The 16304-nt window shown below is 66.9% G+C and carries 15 protein-coding genes; 6 read left to right on the forward strand and 9 right to left on the reverse strand.

Features of this window, described 5'->3' with window-relative positions; translation table 11 throughout:
* Positions 1–24 precede the first annotated feature (24 nt).
* From IHQ52_RS04905 to IHQ52_RS04915, 3 genes are read right to left on the reverse strand one after another with little or no spacing between them, the layout of a single operon-like run.
* The gene (locus IHQ52_RS04905; RefSeq protein WP_024499125.1) at positions 25–1440 is read right to left on the reverse strand and encodes a xylulokinase; all 1416 of its coding nucleotides are present in this window, start codon (positions 1438–1440) and stop codon (positions 25–27) included.
* Positions 1437–2912, reverse strand: a complete 1476-nt coding sequence (locus tag IHQ52_RS04910) for a mannitol dehydrogenase family protein (protein WP_024499126.1) — start codon at positions 2910–2912, stop codon at positions 1437–1439. The genes IHQ52_RS04905 and IHQ52_RS04910 overlap by 4 nt, the downstream gene beginning before the upstream one ends.
* Entirely contained in the window at positions 2909–3976 is a 1068-nt protein-coding gene (locus IHQ52_RS04915) for an NAD(P)-dependent alcohol dehydrogenase (RefSeq protein WP_024499127.1), read from the reverse strand. The genes IHQ52_RS04910 and IHQ52_RS04915 overlap by 4 nt, the downstream gene beginning before the upstream one ends.
* 123 nt (positions 3977–4099) lie before the next feature.
* Here IHQ52_RS04915 and IHQ52_RS04920 point away from each other — a divergent pair, with 123 nt between their 5' ends.
* The 5 genes from IHQ52_RS04920 to IHQ52_RS04940 are packed head-to-tail and all read left to right on the forward strand — an operon-like array spanning position 4100 to position 9496.
* Positions 4100–5143 (forward strand): sugar-binding transcriptional regulator, encoded by a 1044-nt coding sequence (locus IHQ52_RS04920; RefSeq protein WP_024499128.1) that lies wholly within the window; start codon positions 4100–4102, stop codon positions 5141–5143.
* Positions 5140–6489, forward strand: coding sequence for an ABC transporter substrate-binding protein (locus tag IHQ52_RS04925; RefSeq protein WP_024499129.1), 1350 nt, complete (start codon positions 5140–5142; stop codon positions 6487–6489). Before IHQ52_RS04920 ends, IHQ52_RS04925 begins: the two co-directional genes overlap by 4 nt.
* Before the next feature lie 2 nt (positions 6490–6491).
* Positions 6492–7451: a carbohydrate ABC transporter permease gene (locus tag IHQ52_RS04930; protein WP_024499130.1), complete on the forward strand. Its 960-nt coding sequence runs from the start codon at positions 6492–6494 to the stop codon at positions 7449–7451.
* Positions 7451–8338, forward strand: coding sequence for a carbohydrate ABC transporter permease (locus IHQ52_RS04935; protein ID WP_024499131.1), 888 nt, complete (start codon positions 7451–7453; stop codon positions 8336–8338). The genes IHQ52_RS04930 and IHQ52_RS04935 overlap by 1 nt, the downstream gene beginning before the upstream one ends.
* 54 nt (positions 8339–8392) lie before the next feature.
* Positions 8393–9496, forward strand: coding sequence for an ABC transporter ATP-binding protein (locus tag IHQ52_RS04940; protein ID WP_024499132.1), 1104 nt, complete (start codon positions 8393–8395; stop codon positions 9494–9496).
* Between the two features lies 1 nt (position 9497).
* Here IHQ52_RS04940 and IHQ52_RS04945 read toward each other — a convergent pair whose 3' ends face one another.
* Both IHQ52_RS04945 and IHQ52_RS04950 read right to left on the reverse strand, forming a co-directional pair.
* Positions 9498–10280 carry a sulfite exporter TauE/SafE family protein gene (locus IHQ52_RS04945; RefSeq protein WP_024499133.1) on the reverse strand — a complete coding sequence of 261 codons (783 nt, stop codon included), beginning with the start codon at positions 10278–10280 and terminating at the stop codon, positions 9498–9500.
* Positions 10281–10453: 173 nt separating this feature from the next.
* The gene (locus tag IHQ52_RS04950) at positions 10454–11407 is read right to left on the reverse strand and encodes a DUF808 domain-containing protein (RefSeq protein ID WP_024499134.1); all 954 of its coding nucleotides are present in this window, start codon (positions 11405–11407) and stop codon (positions 10454–10456) included.
* A gap of 296 nt (positions 11408–11703) precedes the next feature.
* Between IHQ52_RS04950 and IHQ52_RS04955 the strand changes: the two genes are divergently transcribed.
* Positions 11704–12990, forward strand: a complete 1287-nt coding sequence (locus tag IHQ52_RS04955) for a bifunctional 3,4-dihydroxy-2-butanone-4-phosphate synthase/GTP cyclohydrolase II (RefSeq protein ID WP_024499135.1) — start codon at positions 11704–11706, stop codon at positions 12988–12990.
* A 68-nt stretch (positions 12991–13058) separates the two neighbouring features.
* Here IHQ52_RS04955 and IHQ52_RS04960 read toward each other — a convergent pair whose 3' ends face one another.
* The 4 genes from IHQ52_RS04960 to IHQ52_RS04975 form a co-directional block, all read right to left on the reverse strand.
* Positions 13059–13991, reverse strand: a complete 933-nt coding sequence (locus tag IHQ52_RS04960) for an SDR family oxidoreductase (RefSeq protein ID WP_024499136.1) — start codon at positions 13989–13991, stop codon at positions 13059–13061.
* A gap of 139 nt (positions 13992–14130) precedes the next feature.
* Positions 14131–14637: a flavin reductase family protein gene (locus tag IHQ52_RS04965; protein ID WP_024499137.1), complete on the reverse strand. Its 507-nt coding sequence runs from the start codon at positions 14635–14637 to the stop codon at positions 14131–14133.
* On the reverse strand, positions 14634–15149 hold the full coding sequence (locus IHQ52_RS04970) for an NADPH-dependent FMN reductase (RefSeq protein WP_024499138.1): 516 nt from the start codon (positions 15147–15149) through the stop codon (positions 14634–14636). Before IHQ52_RS04970 ends, IHQ52_RS04965 begins: the two co-directional genes overlap by 4 nt.
* An 80-nt stretch (positions 15150–15229) precedes the next feature.
* Positions 15230–16087 (reverse strand): GntR family transcriptional regulator, encoded by an 858-nt coding sequence (locus tag IHQ52_RS04975; protein WP_024499139.1) that lies wholly within the window; start codon positions 16085–16087, stop codon positions 15230–15232.
* Positions 16088–16304: the final 217 nt, after the last annotated feature.

Consider the following 16304-nt stretch of genomic DNA (forward strand, 5'->3'; position numbering starts at 1 on the left):
TTTCCAGCCGCTGATCGGATCCGATCAGCGCGAAGGAGACACTCCGGCGGGAACAACGCCGGCAACCGTGTCCGCGATCTCGCGATAACGGTCGTACACCTCAGGACTGGCTGGAGCGGTGAGGGTTTCGCGGGGTACGTCCCATTCGGGCAGCTCGCCGGTGAGGGCCCAGGCCGCCTGACGCGCGGCGCCGAGCGCGACGTGCTCCCCCTCAGAGGGGACCTCGACCTCGCCGCCGAAGAGCGCCGGCGCGATGGTCCGTACCGCAGCCGATTTCGCGCCACCACCGGTGAGTAGGACACGGTCGACGTGCACTCCTTGCTCCTCGATCTTCTCCCGGCAATACACCAGGGACGAGACCAGCCCCTCGATCGCGGCGCGGGCGATCGACGCGGAGGTGAAGTTGCCGGCCGTGATGCCCGTCAGGGTCCCGCTGGCGTCCGGGAGGTTGGGGGAGCGTTCGCCCGCGAACCATGGCACCATCGTCAGCCCTCCGGCGCCCGGTTCTGCCGAGATCGCCAGTCGCGCGAACTCGTCGAGGTCCACGCCGAGCATCTTCGCAGTCGACGCCAGAACCGGCGCACCGTTGAGCGTGCAGACCAGCGGCAGGTGCCGGCCGGTCGCGTCGGCGAAACCGGCGACCAAGCCGGCAGGGTCGCTGGGGGCGGTGTCCGAGACGGCGCAGACGACGCCCGACGTCCCCAGAGATGCCACCGCATCTCCCCCTCGGGCATGGAGTCCGAGGGCTGCGGCTGCGTTGTCACCGGCGCCCGCGCCGACGACCACGCCGGAGGGAGTGGTTCCCGCCCGGTCGCCCGGTCCGACGACGCCCGGCAGAGCCGGACGACGGCCATGGAAAGCCAACTCCAGCAGATCTTTGCGATACTCGCCGGATGCCGCGTCGAAGTATCCGGTTCCCGACGCGTCGCTGCGATCGGTGGTCAGCCGGGCGATGTCGGTACAGCCGCGCAGACGCCAGGTGAGCCAATCGTGTGGAAGGCACACGGCGGCCGTGGCATCGGCGTTCTCGGGCTCGTTGTCGGCGAGCCAGCGGAGTTTGGCCGCGGTGATCGCGGCGACGGGGACGACGCCCACCGCCTCCGCCCACGCTGCCGGGCCGTCGAGGTCGTCAACGAGGTCGGCGGCGCTGGACGACGATCGAATATCATTCCACAGCAGGGCATCTCGTACCACCTGTCCGGAGCTGTCCAGGCACACCATCCCGTGCTGCTGTCCCGCGACCGACACCGCGGACACGCCGTCGAATCCGCCGGCTGCGGAAACGGCCGCGCACAGTGCATCCCACCAATGATCGGGGTGCACCTCGGTTCCGGGCGGGTGCGGTGCACTCGCCGACCGGATGACCGCACCGGTGCGTGCGTCACAGATGACGACCTTGCACGACTGGGTGGACGAATCGATCCCGGCGACCAGGGTCATGAGAGCAGCTCGGTGAGTGTGGCGCGGGCACCCTTGGTGCGCATGGATTCCAGTGCGGACAGATAGGGCGTCGTGAACAGTTCCTCGTCGGCGAGGGTGCCGAAGAGGTCGCTGTCGGCGACGAACGCCAACGGGTCGGTGCGCGATCGCCTGGCCCGCGGAACAAGCTCCGCAGCAAGGGGATCGACGACGTCGATCGGTGCACCCTGTTCGTCGACGCCCTCGGCGTACCGGGTCCAGCTCGCGACGACCGCCGCTGCCAGTTCGCTGCGCTGGCCGGTCGCCAGGCGCTCCCGGATCACCGGCAGCAGCCACTTCGGGATCCGATCCGATGAGTCCTGGCACAGCCGGGCGATCGTGTCGGCGATCGCCGGGTTGGCGAAGCGCTCGAGCAGGGTGTCGATATAGGCCTCGACGTCGACGCCGGGCAGTTCCTGCAGGGTCGTCTTGCCCTCTTCGGTCATGTAGCGGCGCAGCAGGTTACGGATGTCGTCGTCCGACGCGGCGTCGTGGACGTAGCGGTATCCGAGTAGATGACCGAAGTAGCACAGCGCCTGGTGCCCGGCGTTGAGCAACCGCAGTTTCATCAGCTCGTAGGGAGTGACGTCGTCGACGACCTGCACCCCCACTGTCTCGAGGGCGGGGCGTCCCATCGAGAAGTCGTCTTCGAGGACCCATTGGGTGAAGGGTTCGGCGACCACCGGCCACGCGTCGACGATCCCGGTACGCGTGGCGACCTCGTCGGCGAGATCGGAAGGTGTTGCGGGAGTGATGCGGTCGACCATCGAGTTGGGGAAGCGGGTGTTGAGCTCGATCCAACCGGCGAGATCCTGATCGCGGAGCCGTGCATACGCGAGGAACGTCGACCGCGCCATGTGCCCATTGCCCTGGATGTTGTCGCAGGACATCACGGTGAACGATGGGACACCACGTTCGCGACGACGGGCGAGTGCCTCGGTGACGAGACCGAACACCGTGCGCGGAGGTGCTGAACCTTCGAGGTCGGCGACGATGTCAGGGTTCGTGGCGTCGAACTCGCCGGTCGAGGGGGAGAAGTTGTACCCACCCTCGGTGACGGTCAGTGACACGATCCGGGTCGACGGATCGCTGAGGCGTTCCAGGACCTTCTCGGGATCGTCGGGGGCGTAGAGGTATTCGACGATCGAACCGATCACCGACGTTTCGATGTCGCCGTGTGGATGTTTCAGTGTGAGCGTGAACAGGCCGTCCTGCGGGACGAGCGCATCGCGCATGGCGGCATCCGCCGGACGGACCCCGACACCGCAGATTCCCCACACCGCGGCAGCGGGATCAGATGCCAGCAGCCGGTCGAGGTACATGGCCTGGTGGGCACGGTGGAAAGCGCCGACACCGAAGTGCACGATGCCCGGGGTGACAGCCGTACGGTCGTACGCGGGGACCTCGGCGTCATGGATCCGGGTCAGCGTGTCGGCTTTCAGCGGGATGCTCATCGGCGAGCCGCTCCTGTCTGTACAGATCCGGGGTGGGCGGATCCGGGATGATCGGTGTTCTGCCACTGCGAGATACCGGGATAGACGACGGCCTTGATGTTCCCGGGCCGGAGGTCGGCGTTGAGTGCGTCGGTCAGTTCGTCGAGACCGAACCGTGCGGTGACCATGGCGTCGAGGTCCACCGCGCCGGTGCGGACGAGTGCCAGGGCGGTCGGCCAGGTGTTGGAGTACCGGAAGACGCCGGTCACGACGAGCTCGCGGTTCTGGATGAGCGTCACGGGTAGTTCCATCGTGTCGGAGCCCATCCCGACGAGGACGACGTGTCCGGCGGGGCGCACCCGGGCCATGCCGTCACGAACGGCTGCCCCGACCCCACTCGCGTCGACGAAAGCGTCGACCGGGTCGAGGTCCTCACCGGGCGCGATCGCGTCGGTCGCACCGAACTCCGTCGCCCGCGCACGGCGCAGCTCGTCGGGTTCGCTCACCACGATGCGTGCCAGGCCCGATGCCCGTGCGACCTGGGCGATGAGCAACCCGATGGGCCCGGCGCCCGCGATGAGGACGGAGTCGCCGGCCGCGACGTCCGCCTTGCGCAGTGCGGCGATTCCCACGGAGAGCGGCTCGAACAGCGCCGCGGCCTCGTCGGAGACCTCCGGGGGAACCGGGTGTGCGAAATCGGCTCCGATGGTGACGTATTCGGCAAAGGCGCCGTCGATCGGCGGCGTTGCGTAGAACTCCATGTGCGGGCACAGGTGATAGTCCCCGCGCTTGGTCTCGGCGGTCGTCGGGTCGGGTCGTTGCGGCTCGATCGACACGCGTTCGCCGATCCGGCCAGGGCTGACACCGTCGCCCACCGCCACGATCACGCCGGACGCCTCATGGCCGAGAACGAGCGGCTCGCGCACGACGTGGTCCCCGATGCGTCCATGTCTCAGGTAGTGGGTGTCGGAGCCGCAGACGCCGACCGCCCGCACTGCCACGAGCACGTCCCCGGCCGCCGGATGCGGCGACCGGCGGGTCTCGATGCCGACCGACAGATCCGGGTGGAGAACGCCGGCCCGCATCACCTCGGGGGTGCCCGGGACGTTCGTATCGGTTGTTGCGTGGGTCACACATCGGATGCTAGCTTATTGAGCACATTCACCGCCAGTGAGCATTTGCTCACCGAGAACGGGGGTAGGCCACCGATGGCACCTCGCAAGCAGACGGCCGACACCGCCGACGACCAGCAGGGTTCGTCGGGGCGTTCAGTCGGCCCACGCGGCACCGACACCGGCCAAGACCTGCGGCTTTTGGTCCGCGCCGCCACGATGTACCACCTCGAAGGCCTCACCCAGGCCGAGATCGCCGCCCGGCTGGGTGTCTCCCGACCCACCGCCGGCCGCCTCGTCGCCCGGGCGCGGGCGCAAGGGTTGGTCCACGTCTCCGTGTCGGCACCGGCGCATCTGTCGTCGTCGATCCACACCGAGCTCGAGCGTGCGGTCGAGGAGACGTTCGGTCTCGACGAGGTTCTGGTCATCGACGAGGTCGCCGACGGATCGACCACCGGAAACGCCGCACTGGGCCGGGCCGGCGCCTCGGTGCTGACCCGACGCATCCAGGCCACCGACACCTTCGGCTTCACCTGGGGGCCCGAGCAGGTCGCGGTTGCCGACGCCATGGGCGCGTCGGCATCATGCCAGCGTGTCGTACAGATGGACGGTTCGATGACCTCGGTGGAGTACCACACGGGTGTCGACCACGCGCTGTCGCGATTCTCCGAACGCCTCCACGCCCGGCCCCTGCGGCTGGTCGCGCCGCTCTACGTCGATCCCGAGACCGTCACCGCGGTGAACCGTGATTCGATTCTGTCGCAGTCGCTCTCGGCCGCACGGGGTGCGCAGGTCATGCTTTTCGGGGTCGGGTCCGTGTCGACCTCGACGACCCTCTTCGAAGGGTCCTTCATCGACGCGATCGTGCTCGACGAACTCGTCGAGTTGGGCGCGGTCGGCGAGATCGGCGGCCGCTTCTACGACGCGCACGGCAACGCGGTGGCATCCAGCCTCGTCGACCGGACCGTCTCGGTCCCCCTCGACGCGGTCCGGGCGTGCCCCACCTCGATCCTCGTCTCCGGCGGCGAGCACCGACAGGAATCCATCCTCGGCGCTCTCCGCGGTGGTTACGCCACCATCCTGGTCACCGACGTCGCGACGGCGGACTGGCTTGTCTCGAAAGAGAAAGGTGAACAATGAAGTTCTCCCGACCCCGAATGCTCGGCGCTCTCCTGACGACCGCGGCCCTGGTCATGACCGGCTGCTCCGGCGCCGGCTCACTCACCGGCGGAGGCGGGCGCGAGATCACCGTTGCGATGGTCTCCAACTCCCAGATGCAGGACGCGGTCGCGCTGTCCGACCAGTTCGAAGAGCAGAACCCCAGTGTCACGGTGAAGTTCGTGACGCTCTCGGAGAACGAGGCCCGCGCGAAGATCACCGCATCGGTCGCCACCGGCGGCGGCGAGTTCGACGTCGTGATGATCAGCAATTACGAGACCCCGATGTGGGGCGAGTACGGGTGGCTGGTCAACCTCAGTCCCTATATGGACGCCGATCCCGAATACGACGCCGACGACTTCATCCCGACGCTGAAAACCGCACTGTCGCACGACGGATCAATGTACTCGGCACCGTTCTACGGCGAATCGTCCTTCCTGATGTACAACAAGAAGCTCTTCGCCGAGGCCGGCGTCTCACTCCCGGCGAATCCCACCTGGCCCGAGGTGGCGGAGGCCGCGAAGAAGCTCGACAACGACCGCACCGCGGGCATCTGCCTGCGCGGCAAGCCCGGCTGGGGTGAGGTGCTCGCACCGCTCAGCACCGTCATCAACGCCTTCGGTGGCCGCTGGTACGACGAAGAGTGGAACGCCCAGCTCGACAGCCCGGAAGTCGAAGCGGCCGTGCAGTTCTATGTCGACACCGTCCGCAACCACGGAGAAGCCGGCGCGTCGTCGTCGGGCTTCCAGGAATGCGGAAACCTGCTCTCCCAGGGTCAGGTTGCGATGTGGTACGACGCCACGTCGGCGGTGTCGGTCCTCGAGAGCCCGGAGACCTCGTCGATCGCCGGCGACGTCGGTTACCTCCCGGCGCCGAGTATGGCCAAGCAGGACAACGGCTGGCTCTACACCTGGTCGCTCGGCATCCCGTCGAGCAGCAAACACCCCGACGAGGCGTGGTCGTTCATCCGCTGGATGACCAGCAAGAGCTACATCGAATACGTGTCGGACAAGCTCGGCCCGAGCCACGTACCGCCTGGCAGCCGGTTGTCGACCTATGAACTACCCGCATACAAAGAGCTCGCGAGACCGTTCGCCGAGCAGACCCTGACCGCGATGCAGGCGGCGAATCAGCTGAAGCCGACGCTGAAGCCGGTGCCCTACACCGGGGTCCAGTTCCTCGCGATCCCCGAGTTCCAGGACCTCGGAACCCGTGTCAGCCAACAGATCTCGGCGGCGATCGCCGGACAGATCAGCGTCCGGGACGCGTTGGCCCAGTCCCAGGAGTACGCCGAGGTCGTCGGCAAGTCCTACCAGAGGGAGCAGTGATCATGGCCACCGCAGTCTCCACGCGCTCGCCCGAGGAATCCTCGCCCGAGCGGACAACCCTGACGTCGTCACGCGACCGCATCTCGCGGGCGGAGGGCTGGCGCCGACGCGGCCCGCTGCTGCCGGCTTTGATCTTCATGATCGTGGTCACGCAGATCCCGTTCGTGTTCACCCTGTACTACTCCACCCAGTCGTGGAACCTCGTCCGGCCGGACTCCCGGGCATTCGTCGGCCTCGACAACTACGTCGCGGTCTTCGGCGACAGCCAGTTCTGGCGGGTCACCGTCAACACGATCCTGCTGATCGTCGGCACCGTGCTCATCTCGGTGATCCTCGGGTTGATCTTCGCGCTGCTCCTCGACCGGAAGTTCTTGGGGCGCGGCGTCGTTCGGACGTTGCTGATCACCCCGTTCTTGGTCACTCCGGTGGCGGCGGCACTGCTGTGGAAGACCAGCCTGCTGTCGCCGACCAACGGCCTGGTCAACTGGGTGCTGAGCCCGTTCGGCATCAAGACCGACTGGCTCTCCGAGTTCCCGCTGATGAGCGTCATGGCCGAATTGGTCTGGCAGTGGACGCCGTTCATGATGCTGCTCATCCTCGCCGGACTGCAGTCGATGCCCCGCGACATCCAGGAGGCCGCCCGCGTCGACGGCGCCACGAGCTTCCGCCTGTTCCGTGAGCTGACGCTCTCGCACCTGCGTCGGTTCATCGAACTGGGCGCGGTGCTCGGCGCGATCTACCTGGTCAACACCTTCGACGCCGTGTACATGATGACCTCGGGTGGTCCGGGGGTCTCGAGCTCCAACCTCTCGTACTACATCTACCAGCGCGCCTTCCTCGGCTTCGACATCGGTCAGGCGGCGGCGATGGGTGTCGTGACGGTGATCGGCACGATCGTGGTCGCCTCACTCGCACTGCGTCTGATCTTCAAGTCATTCACCGGAACAGAGGAGCCGGCCTGATGAGCACCGACATCCGTCCCGAGCGCACCGCGACGGGACCCGCAGAGAAACAGCCCGGCAACGAGATCCGGCGCCGCCGCAATCCGCGACAGGGTCTGCTGACCGCGATCACCTGGATCATCGCCATCGGATTCTTCTTCCCGGTCCTGTGGATGGTGCTGACCGCCTTCAAACGGGAGAGCGACGCCGCGACCAACCCGCCGACGTTCTTCTTCGAGCCCACCCTGCAACAGTTCCGCGACGTCTTCGACGCGGGAATCGCGACACCACTGCTCAATTCGCTGTTCGCGACGATCGTGTCGACGATCCTGGTCCTGCTGCTCGGCGTACCCGCCGCCTTCGCCCTGTCGTTGCGGCCGGTGCGGAAGACCAAGGACGCCTTGTTCTTCTTCATCAGCACCAAGATGCTGCCGATCGTCGCGGCGATCATCCCGCTGTACGTGATCGTCGGCGAGATCGGCATGCTCGACAACATCTGGACACTGGTGATCCTGTACACCGCAATGAATCTCCCGATCGCGGTGTGGATGATGCGGTCGTTCTTCCTGGAGGTCCCCGGCGAACTGCTCGAGGCAGCCAGCATCGACGGCGCCAGCCTGTGGACGTCGGTGCGTGAGGTCATCCTCCCGCTGATCTCACCCGGGATCGCCGCCACCGCACTGATCTGCGTGATCTTCTCGTGGAACGAATTCTTCTTCGCCGTCAACATGACCGCGGTCAACGCGCAGACGATGCCGGTGTTCCTGACCGGCTTCATGTCCGGGCAGGGCCTGTACTGGGCGCAGCTGTCCGCGGCGTCCGTCCTAGCCGCACTGCCGGTCGTCATCTGCGGCTGGATCGCCCAGAACAAACTCGTCCGCGGGCTCTCGTTCGGAGCCATCAAGTGACCGCCGCCCACGCCTACCGACTCGAAAACCTCTGAGAGAGAACCGGAGAACATCATGGCTTCCATCACCTACGACAAGGCCTGCTGCGTCTACCCGGGCGCGGACAAGCTGGCCGTCGACTCCCTCGACCTCGACATCGACGACGGCGAGTTCGTCGTCCTGGTCGGACCGTCGGGTTCGGGCAAGTCCACCGCGCTGCGGATGCTCGCCGGTCTGGAGGAGATCGATTCCGGGCAGATCCGGATCGGTGGCGACAACATGGTCGGCGTCGCACCCAAGGACCGCGACATCGCCATGGTCTTCCAGAACTACGCGCTCTACCCGAACAAGACCGTCGGCGAGAACATGGGTTTCGCGCTCAAGATGCGCGGCGTGCCCACCGAGGAACGTAAGCGGAAGGTCGCCGAGGCCGCCAAGCTGCTCGACCTGACCGACTTCCTCGACCGCAAGCCGGCCAAGCTGTCGGGCGGTCAGCGGCAGCGCGTGGCCATGGGGCGAGCCATCGTCCGGGAGCCGCAGGTGTTCTGCATGGACGAGCCGCTGTCCAATCTCGACGCCAAGCTGCGGGTCCAGACCCGCACCCAGATCGCCGCGCTGCAGCGTCGGCTCGGAACCACGACGGTCTACGTCACCCACGACCAGGTCGAGGCCATGACCATGGGCGACCGGGTCGCGGTCCTCAAGAACGGTCAGCTGCAGCAGTTCTCGACCCCGACCGACCTCTACGACAAGCCGGTCAACGCCTTCGTCGCCGGGTTCATCGGCTCGCCCGGGATGAACCTCTTCACCGCACCGGTCGTCGACGGTGCCATCACCGTCTCCGGTGGCACGGTGGACATCGATGCCGAATCCGAGGCGGCACTGCGTCGTTCCGGTCTGGACTCGGTGATCGTCGGCATCCGCCCCGAACACCTTGCGCTCGCCGACGGCACCGGGATCGAGGCCGAGGTGGCACTGCTCGAGGAACTCGGCAGCGAGACCTACATCTACGCCAACCTCGCCGACCAGTCGGTGCAGAATCTGGACGGTGAGCCGATGGTCATGGTCGCACGGTCCGCCGAGCGCTCACCGGCCAAGCGTGGCGCGGGCATCCGACTGCGTCAGGCCGACAAGGCTGTTCACCTGTTCGACCCGTCGACCGGGGATCGCCTGGTCTGAGTCAGGCCAGCAGCCGCCACAGCCCGATCAGACCGACGACGACGATCACCCCGCGAAGTGCGCGAGGCGAGAGGCGTCGTCCATAGCGGGCCCCGACCACGCCGCCGAGGAGTGAGCCGACGGCGATGAGTCCGGCCGCCGACCAGTCGATCCGGTCGAAGGCGACCAACGTGTAGGTGACCGCCGCGACGACGTTCACGACCAGGGACAGCAGGTTCTTGGCCGCGTTCATCCGCTGCAGGTGGTCCGGGACGACGACGCCGAGAACCGCCATGAGCATGATCCCCTGGGCTGCGGTGAAGTAGCCGCCGTAGATGCCGACCGCGAACGTCCCGGCCACCATCGCGGCGATGCGGGGAGCGGTCAGGTGGGGCCGACCCGCACCGGTGGGCGAGATCGAACGGTGGCCGACCCACTTCTGAATCCAGGGCTGCGCCACCACGAGGATCAGCGCGGCCACCAGGAGAACCGGCACGATCGCCTCGAACACCGTCTCCGGCAGATGCAGCAGGAGCCAGCACCCGACGATCGCGCCGAGAAACGACGCGGGGATCTGCCACCGCAGCTGCGGCCACTGTCCTTCGAGTTCACGCCGATAGCCCCACGTCCCGGACACGCCGCCGGCGACCAGCCCGATGGCGTTGGAGATGGTCGCACTCACCGGTGGGACGCCGAACGCGACGAGCGTCGGGAACGTGATGAGGGTGCCGCTACCGACGACCGCGTTGATGGCGCCCGCACCCATCCCGGCCAGCAGGACGGCGAAAAGTTCCCATGTGCTCACGATCACTGAGGGTGCCCGGTGCGTCGGATGGTGCGGTCACCGGGGCGATGAAATACGCCCCCGGAATGCGTCCGGCGGGGAGCTGCCGGCCGCATATCGTCGTCGACGCTGCTGCTGAGGGCCGATTTCAGGGGCGCATTTCAGGCGCGCATTTCAGGTGGGAGCGATCGGGATCAGTGCGCCGCCGCGTCCTTCTTCTTCCGCTTCGGGACGACGTGCAGGATCGCGACGACGATCGCGCCGACGACCAGTCCGACGAGTGCGGACAGGACCGTCCCGGCCGTCCAGGACAGCACGCCGCCGAAGCCGCCGTGAACGAGGTCGCCGAACCAGTGCTCGACGTGGTGGAGCTGATCCGCGGGCCAGTGGAAGCCGGCCTCGCCGACGTTGACGATGAGGATGTGACCGCCGACCCACAGCATCGCGGCGATCCCGACCACGGTCAGCGTCGACATGATCTTGGGCATCGCGGTGACCAGGCCGCGGCCGACCTTCTGGCTGAACGTCGACTCCCGCTGGGCGAGCGCGAGTCCGATGTCGTCCATCTTCACGATGATCGCGACGACGCCGTAGACGAGCGCGGTGATCAGGAAAGCCACGACGATCAGAACCGCCAAGCGGGTCCAGAACGGTTCGTCCTCGACCGACGACAGGGAGATCACCATGATCTCGGCGGAGAGGATGAGGTCGGTGCGGATGGCGCCGCTGATCATCGACTTCTCGAACTCCGGGCCACGTTCGGCGGCCACCTCCTCCTCGGCGTGGTGTCCGCCGCCGATCGCCTCGTAGACCTTCTCGGCGCCTTCATAAGAGAGGAACAGGCCGCCGGCGATCAGCAGGTAGGGCAACGCCTGCGGGAGGAACTGGCTGAGCAGCATCGCCACCGGAAGGATGATGAGCAGCTTGTTGCGGATGGAACCCACCGCGATCTTGCGGACGATCGGCAACTCACGGTCCGGGGTGAATCCGTGGACATATCGCGGCGTCACGGCGGTGTCGTCGACCACCACGCCGGCGGCCTTCACGCTCGCCTTGCCGGCCGCCGCCCCGACGTCGTCGAGCGACGCCGCGGCCACCTTGGTGAGAGTCACGATGTCGTCGAGCAATGCGACGAGACCACCGGCCACGGGAACCTCCTGGTCTGAATCCGAGTCACCGAACAGTATGCCCCCGCCTGCGATGCCACGACGGTGGGCGCTCACGGCGGGACAGCTCAGGGATGTGGCGGATTGTCCGAAACCGGTCGTGACACGTGGCGGATTGTGCCCCGCGACGCGCGGTGACCTGCGCAATCGACGACGCCGACCGGCGAAATTCTCCGGCCACGAGCGGGTTTCCGTGCCGACACGGAGACGGTGTCGAATGGCGTGGGAGGTCGTGGGAGACCACGACGACCATGCTTCGTCGACGTCGAGGAGATCTGATGAACGCCATCGAGAACGCCATCGATGCCCTGCGCGCGGGCCGTCCGGTGCTGGTGACCGACGCCGCCGACCGGGAGAACGAGGGCGACGTCATCCTGGCTGCCGACCGGGTCGGTACCGAGTGGACCGCCTGGACCGTGCGGAACACCTCCGGCCTGTTGTGCGCGCCGATGACCTCCGAGCGGGCGGACATGCTCGAACTGCCGTCGATGGTCACCGACAACGAAGATCCCAAGGCGACCGCGTACACGGTGACCGTCGACGCTGCCGAAGGGGTCACGACGGGCATCTCGGCCGCCGACCGTGCGCTCACACTGCGCATGCTGGCCGGGGCCGCATCCGGCCCCCGAGACTTCACCCGGCCCGGGCATGTACTACCCCTTCGTGCCCGGCCGGGTGGGGTTCTCGAGCGTCCCGGCCACACCGAGGCGGCCGTCGACCTGTGCACGCTGGCCGACGTCGCTCCGGTCGGGGTGATCGCGGAACTCGTCGCCGACGACGGTTCGATGATGCGGTATCCGCAGGTCGCCGCGATGGGATCCCGCATGGGCCTCCCGGTGCTCACCATCGAGGAGCTGGTCAATTACCGCCGTATCCACGACGCGGACCGCTGGTCGGTGGCGCCGCGGGTACGACGCGGCGCGGAGACGGTCCTGCCGACGCCGACCGGCGAGCTGCGCGCGATCGGATACCGCGACACCGAGACCGGTGCCGAACACATCGCGCTCGTGAGCGCGGGTGTCACCGGCCAAGGGTTGGACCGGGGCGTCCCATTGGTGCGGGTCCACTCCGAATGCCTGACGGGAGAGGCATTCTCGTCCCAGCGATGTGAATGCGGACCTCAGCTCGAGACGGCGCTGGAACGCATCAGCCACGAGGGCGGTGTGGTGGTCTACCTGCGTGGCCACGAGGGTCGCGGGATCGGGCTGCTCAAGAAACTGGCCGCGTACCGGCTGCAGGATCAGGGCTTCGACACGGTCGAGGCGAATCTCGAACTCGACGAACCGGTCGACGGACGTGAATACGGCGCAGCCGCAGCGATTCTCGCAGACCTGGGAATCGACCGGGCACGGGTGATGACCAACAACCCCGACAAGGTACGTGGTCTGACCGACTCCGGAATCGAGGTCACCCAGCGCGTCCCGCTCGTCGTGGGGGTGATGCCGGCGAACGTCCGCTATCTCGATGCCAAGCGCCGCCGGCTCGGGCACCTGCTGGGTACCGCATCCGGCCTCGGCGCACCGCACGATCGCCACTCCAGTAACGGAAGCGCTGTTTCCAACTAGCGCTTGTCTTGTGAACCGGCATTTCGGCGGTCTGGGCCAGCGCTCGGATCAGAGCCGGCCGAGCAGCATCACAGCCCAGAGCGATCGAGGGCGGGCATGTTCGCGTTCCGCAGATTGCGCGCGCTGGTCGCGCGATGGTGCTCCGCGACCGCCGCGTCGGATCGGTCGATGAAGTCGTCGACCTCGGGACCGAAGAATCGATCGCCGAGTCGACTGGCCAGGAGGTGCTTGCCCCACGCGGCGACAACGATCCACCAGGGCACGAAGATCTGTCGCTGTCGTCGCGCGATCCCACGCACGAAGGCGTCGGCGCAGACGTCGACGGGGACGATGCGGTCCAACGGCGGCCCGAGTTGTTTCAGGTAGTCGGCGAATCCGGGTAGATCTGCCTGGACGTCGCGGATGAGCGGGGTGTCGATCCAGGTCATGTACGCGCACCCGACCGCTACGCCTCGTCGTCGGAGTTCGGCGCGCAACGACGTGGCCAGGTGATCCACCGCCGCCTTGCTGGGTGCGTACGGCCCCATCCCCGGGCCGGGGAGAAACGCGGCCATGGACGAGACGAGCAACAGGTACCCGCGGCGCTCGATGATCGATGGCAGGGCTGCCCGGACGGTGAAGTACACGCCGGTGACGTTGATGTCCATTCCCCGTCGGAAGGCCTGAGGGTCCAGGTGCCGGAACGACCCGTATGTCGCGACGCCGGCGTTGGCCACCACGATGTCGATTCCACCGAACCGCTCGACACCGGCCCGGACCGCGGCCTCCAGAGCCGAGTAGTCGGTGACGTCGGCGACCTGACCGCATGCCCGTGGGCCGATCGCCGCGGCGACCGTCTCGACTGCAGATCGATCGATGTCGACGAGTATCAGACGCGCGCCCTCAGCGGCCAGTCGGTGCGCTGTGGCGCAACCGATCCCATTACCGGCGCCGGTGATGAGCGCGACCTTTCCGGTGAGATCGGGTGTGGTGCGCGCGCCGACGACGGACAGGTGTGTCATGACAGGCTCCTGGGGCTGGCCTCGTCCCCGACCTGCGTGCCAGTATGCGCTCCGGTGCGTGGGGTGTACAGGTTGTTTCCGGTCAGGCAACGACACGAGGACGCGCCCGTAGACGACGTTGTGCGGCGACCCCGCCGAGTCAGGCGCCCAGGCGCGCGAATGCGGAGCGGTGGAAGACGATCGGCTGTTTCGAGTGATCGTTCGCGAGACCGGTCACCCGCAGCACGACGATCTCGTGATCGCCGGCGGTGTGCGAACTCTCGATGGCGCACTCGAAGTGGACCGGGGCGTCGTCGAGGAGCAACGCCCCGCTGGGCAGCACCGTGGTGCCGACACCGGCGAAACGCTGTGTCTTGTCCTTGGCGGACAGCTGCCGGATGATTTCGGTGTGGCTCTCGCCCAGAACCGAGACGCCGAGACTGGGCAGGTCGCGCAGGATCGGCCAGGTGGTCGAACTCTGCTGCACCGCGAACATCACCAGGGGAGGTTCCTGGGAGACCCCGACCGCGAAGGACGAGGCGACGATGACGGTCGGCTCGGGACCCGACATCCCGGCCAGCGCGACGACGCCGGTAGGGAAGGCGCCGAACGCTTTTCGCAGTTCTGTGCTGTCCATCCCCGTGGTCGGGGTGACGTTCGCGGTCATCGGTCACCCGCCGACACGGTCGCGTTCGCCGAGGCGAGCACGACCGCACCCCAGCGATCGATCCAGGGCGCAAACGCCTCGGTGTCGTCATAGAGCTTGTCGACGACGTAGAGTCCGGCGGCCGGAACGATCGCGCCCAGTTCGACGAGAACGGGTTTCAGCAGGAGGTCCGGCGCCATGTAGTGGGCGGGGCCGGCTCCCAGCATCAGGGGTATGGCAGTGACGTCCTGGAGGCCGTCACTCGTCGAGAACTGGTCGAGGAAGAGTTTGAGCAGCCCCGTGTAGGTGGCCTTGAAGGTCGGTGAGGCGAACACGACGAGGTCGCTGCCGGCGACGGTCTCGACGGCCTCCGCCACCGCGGCGTCGCCCCAACCGAGCAGACCCGCGCCCAGGTCGACCACGTCGACGACGTGATCGGGGTCCTTGCCGGTGAGGGTCGACGCCAGCAGGCTTGCCGCCGTCAGTGTCCTCGATGCAGGCTTCGGATTGCCTGCCACTACGGAAACGATCACGATGCTCCCCTTCGAATGTCGCGAGATGCGTTCTCCTGCAGGGTGCGCGGGTCATATTGCCGAATCGTCAAGCGATCATTTCACCCAGATTGCGCGAGAGAACCGGTCGCGCCGGGAGGTGATTCCTGCGGTAACTCATTGGTGCTCAACGATTCCTCCGGAGAGGGAATCTGGTCCGGCTTCGGACACCAGGTCACATCAGAGTGGTCGATCTGCGATTCGAACCGGATCCGGTCCGCCCGGAAGCGGTCGAAGACGATCTCCACCGGTGTCCCATCGGCGGTGGTGTAGAGGATCTCGCGTGACAGCAGCGTCTCGCCGGGACGGACGTCGAGCAGACGCGCGGTTCGTTCGTCGGCGCGTTCGGCACCGATGGAGACCGAGGCGCCACCCGGTGCGACGCCGAAGAACTCGGCGAGTGTCCGTGCCATCGACATCGGTTTGTCCCGAAGATCATTGGGGTCGGCATTGAAACGCGGAGAGAAGTAGGCACTACGCATCCCGATGATCTCGTCGTGCGCGATGAACGAGTTCTCGACGAGACGGACGACGTCGTCGTCGATTCGAAGACGTTCGCGGATGAGCGGGAAGGTCGGCACGATGCACTGGTCGGTGACCTGGATGTGAACCAGTTCGCCGCCGGTCGCGGAGATGTCGTCCAGTGCGACACCGAGATCGCGCCGGTTGACCCGCGTTCCGACACGAGGCCGACGGATGACGACCCCGGTCTCGCTCAGCTCGTTCAGTGCCGCTCGCACCGATCCACGGCTCGAGTTGAACATGATCATGAGATCTTCCTCGACCAGCTGCGCGTCGATGTCGATGGTGCCGTTGCGAATTGACGCGAGGATGAGGTCGCGGACGCGTCGAGAGGAGACCTGACGACCGCGTGCGGAGCCGCCGCGCGAGCGGGGGTGATAGGGGGGTGGTGTCGTCATGGGTATGACTTCCGATCTTGCGACAACGGGGGTCGAACTGCCGATGGGTAGTGAGTCTAAGGACTCTGGTCGGCATCAGCGCGGCCAAGTTGTGCGCGTCACATCCGGCGCAAAAACGAACGCGTCGATGCCGAACGGCCCCGTGACCTGCGACTACATCTCGGTGAGCGCGAGTGTGAACCCGCGCAATTGATCAGTCACGCCAGGGCGCGGGTTT

The organism is Gordonia amicalis (assembly GCF_022059885.1).
GTDB classification, from domain to species: domain Bacteria; phylum Actinomycetota; class Actinomycetes; order Mycobacteriales; family Mycobacteriaceae; genus Gordonia; species Gordonia amicalis.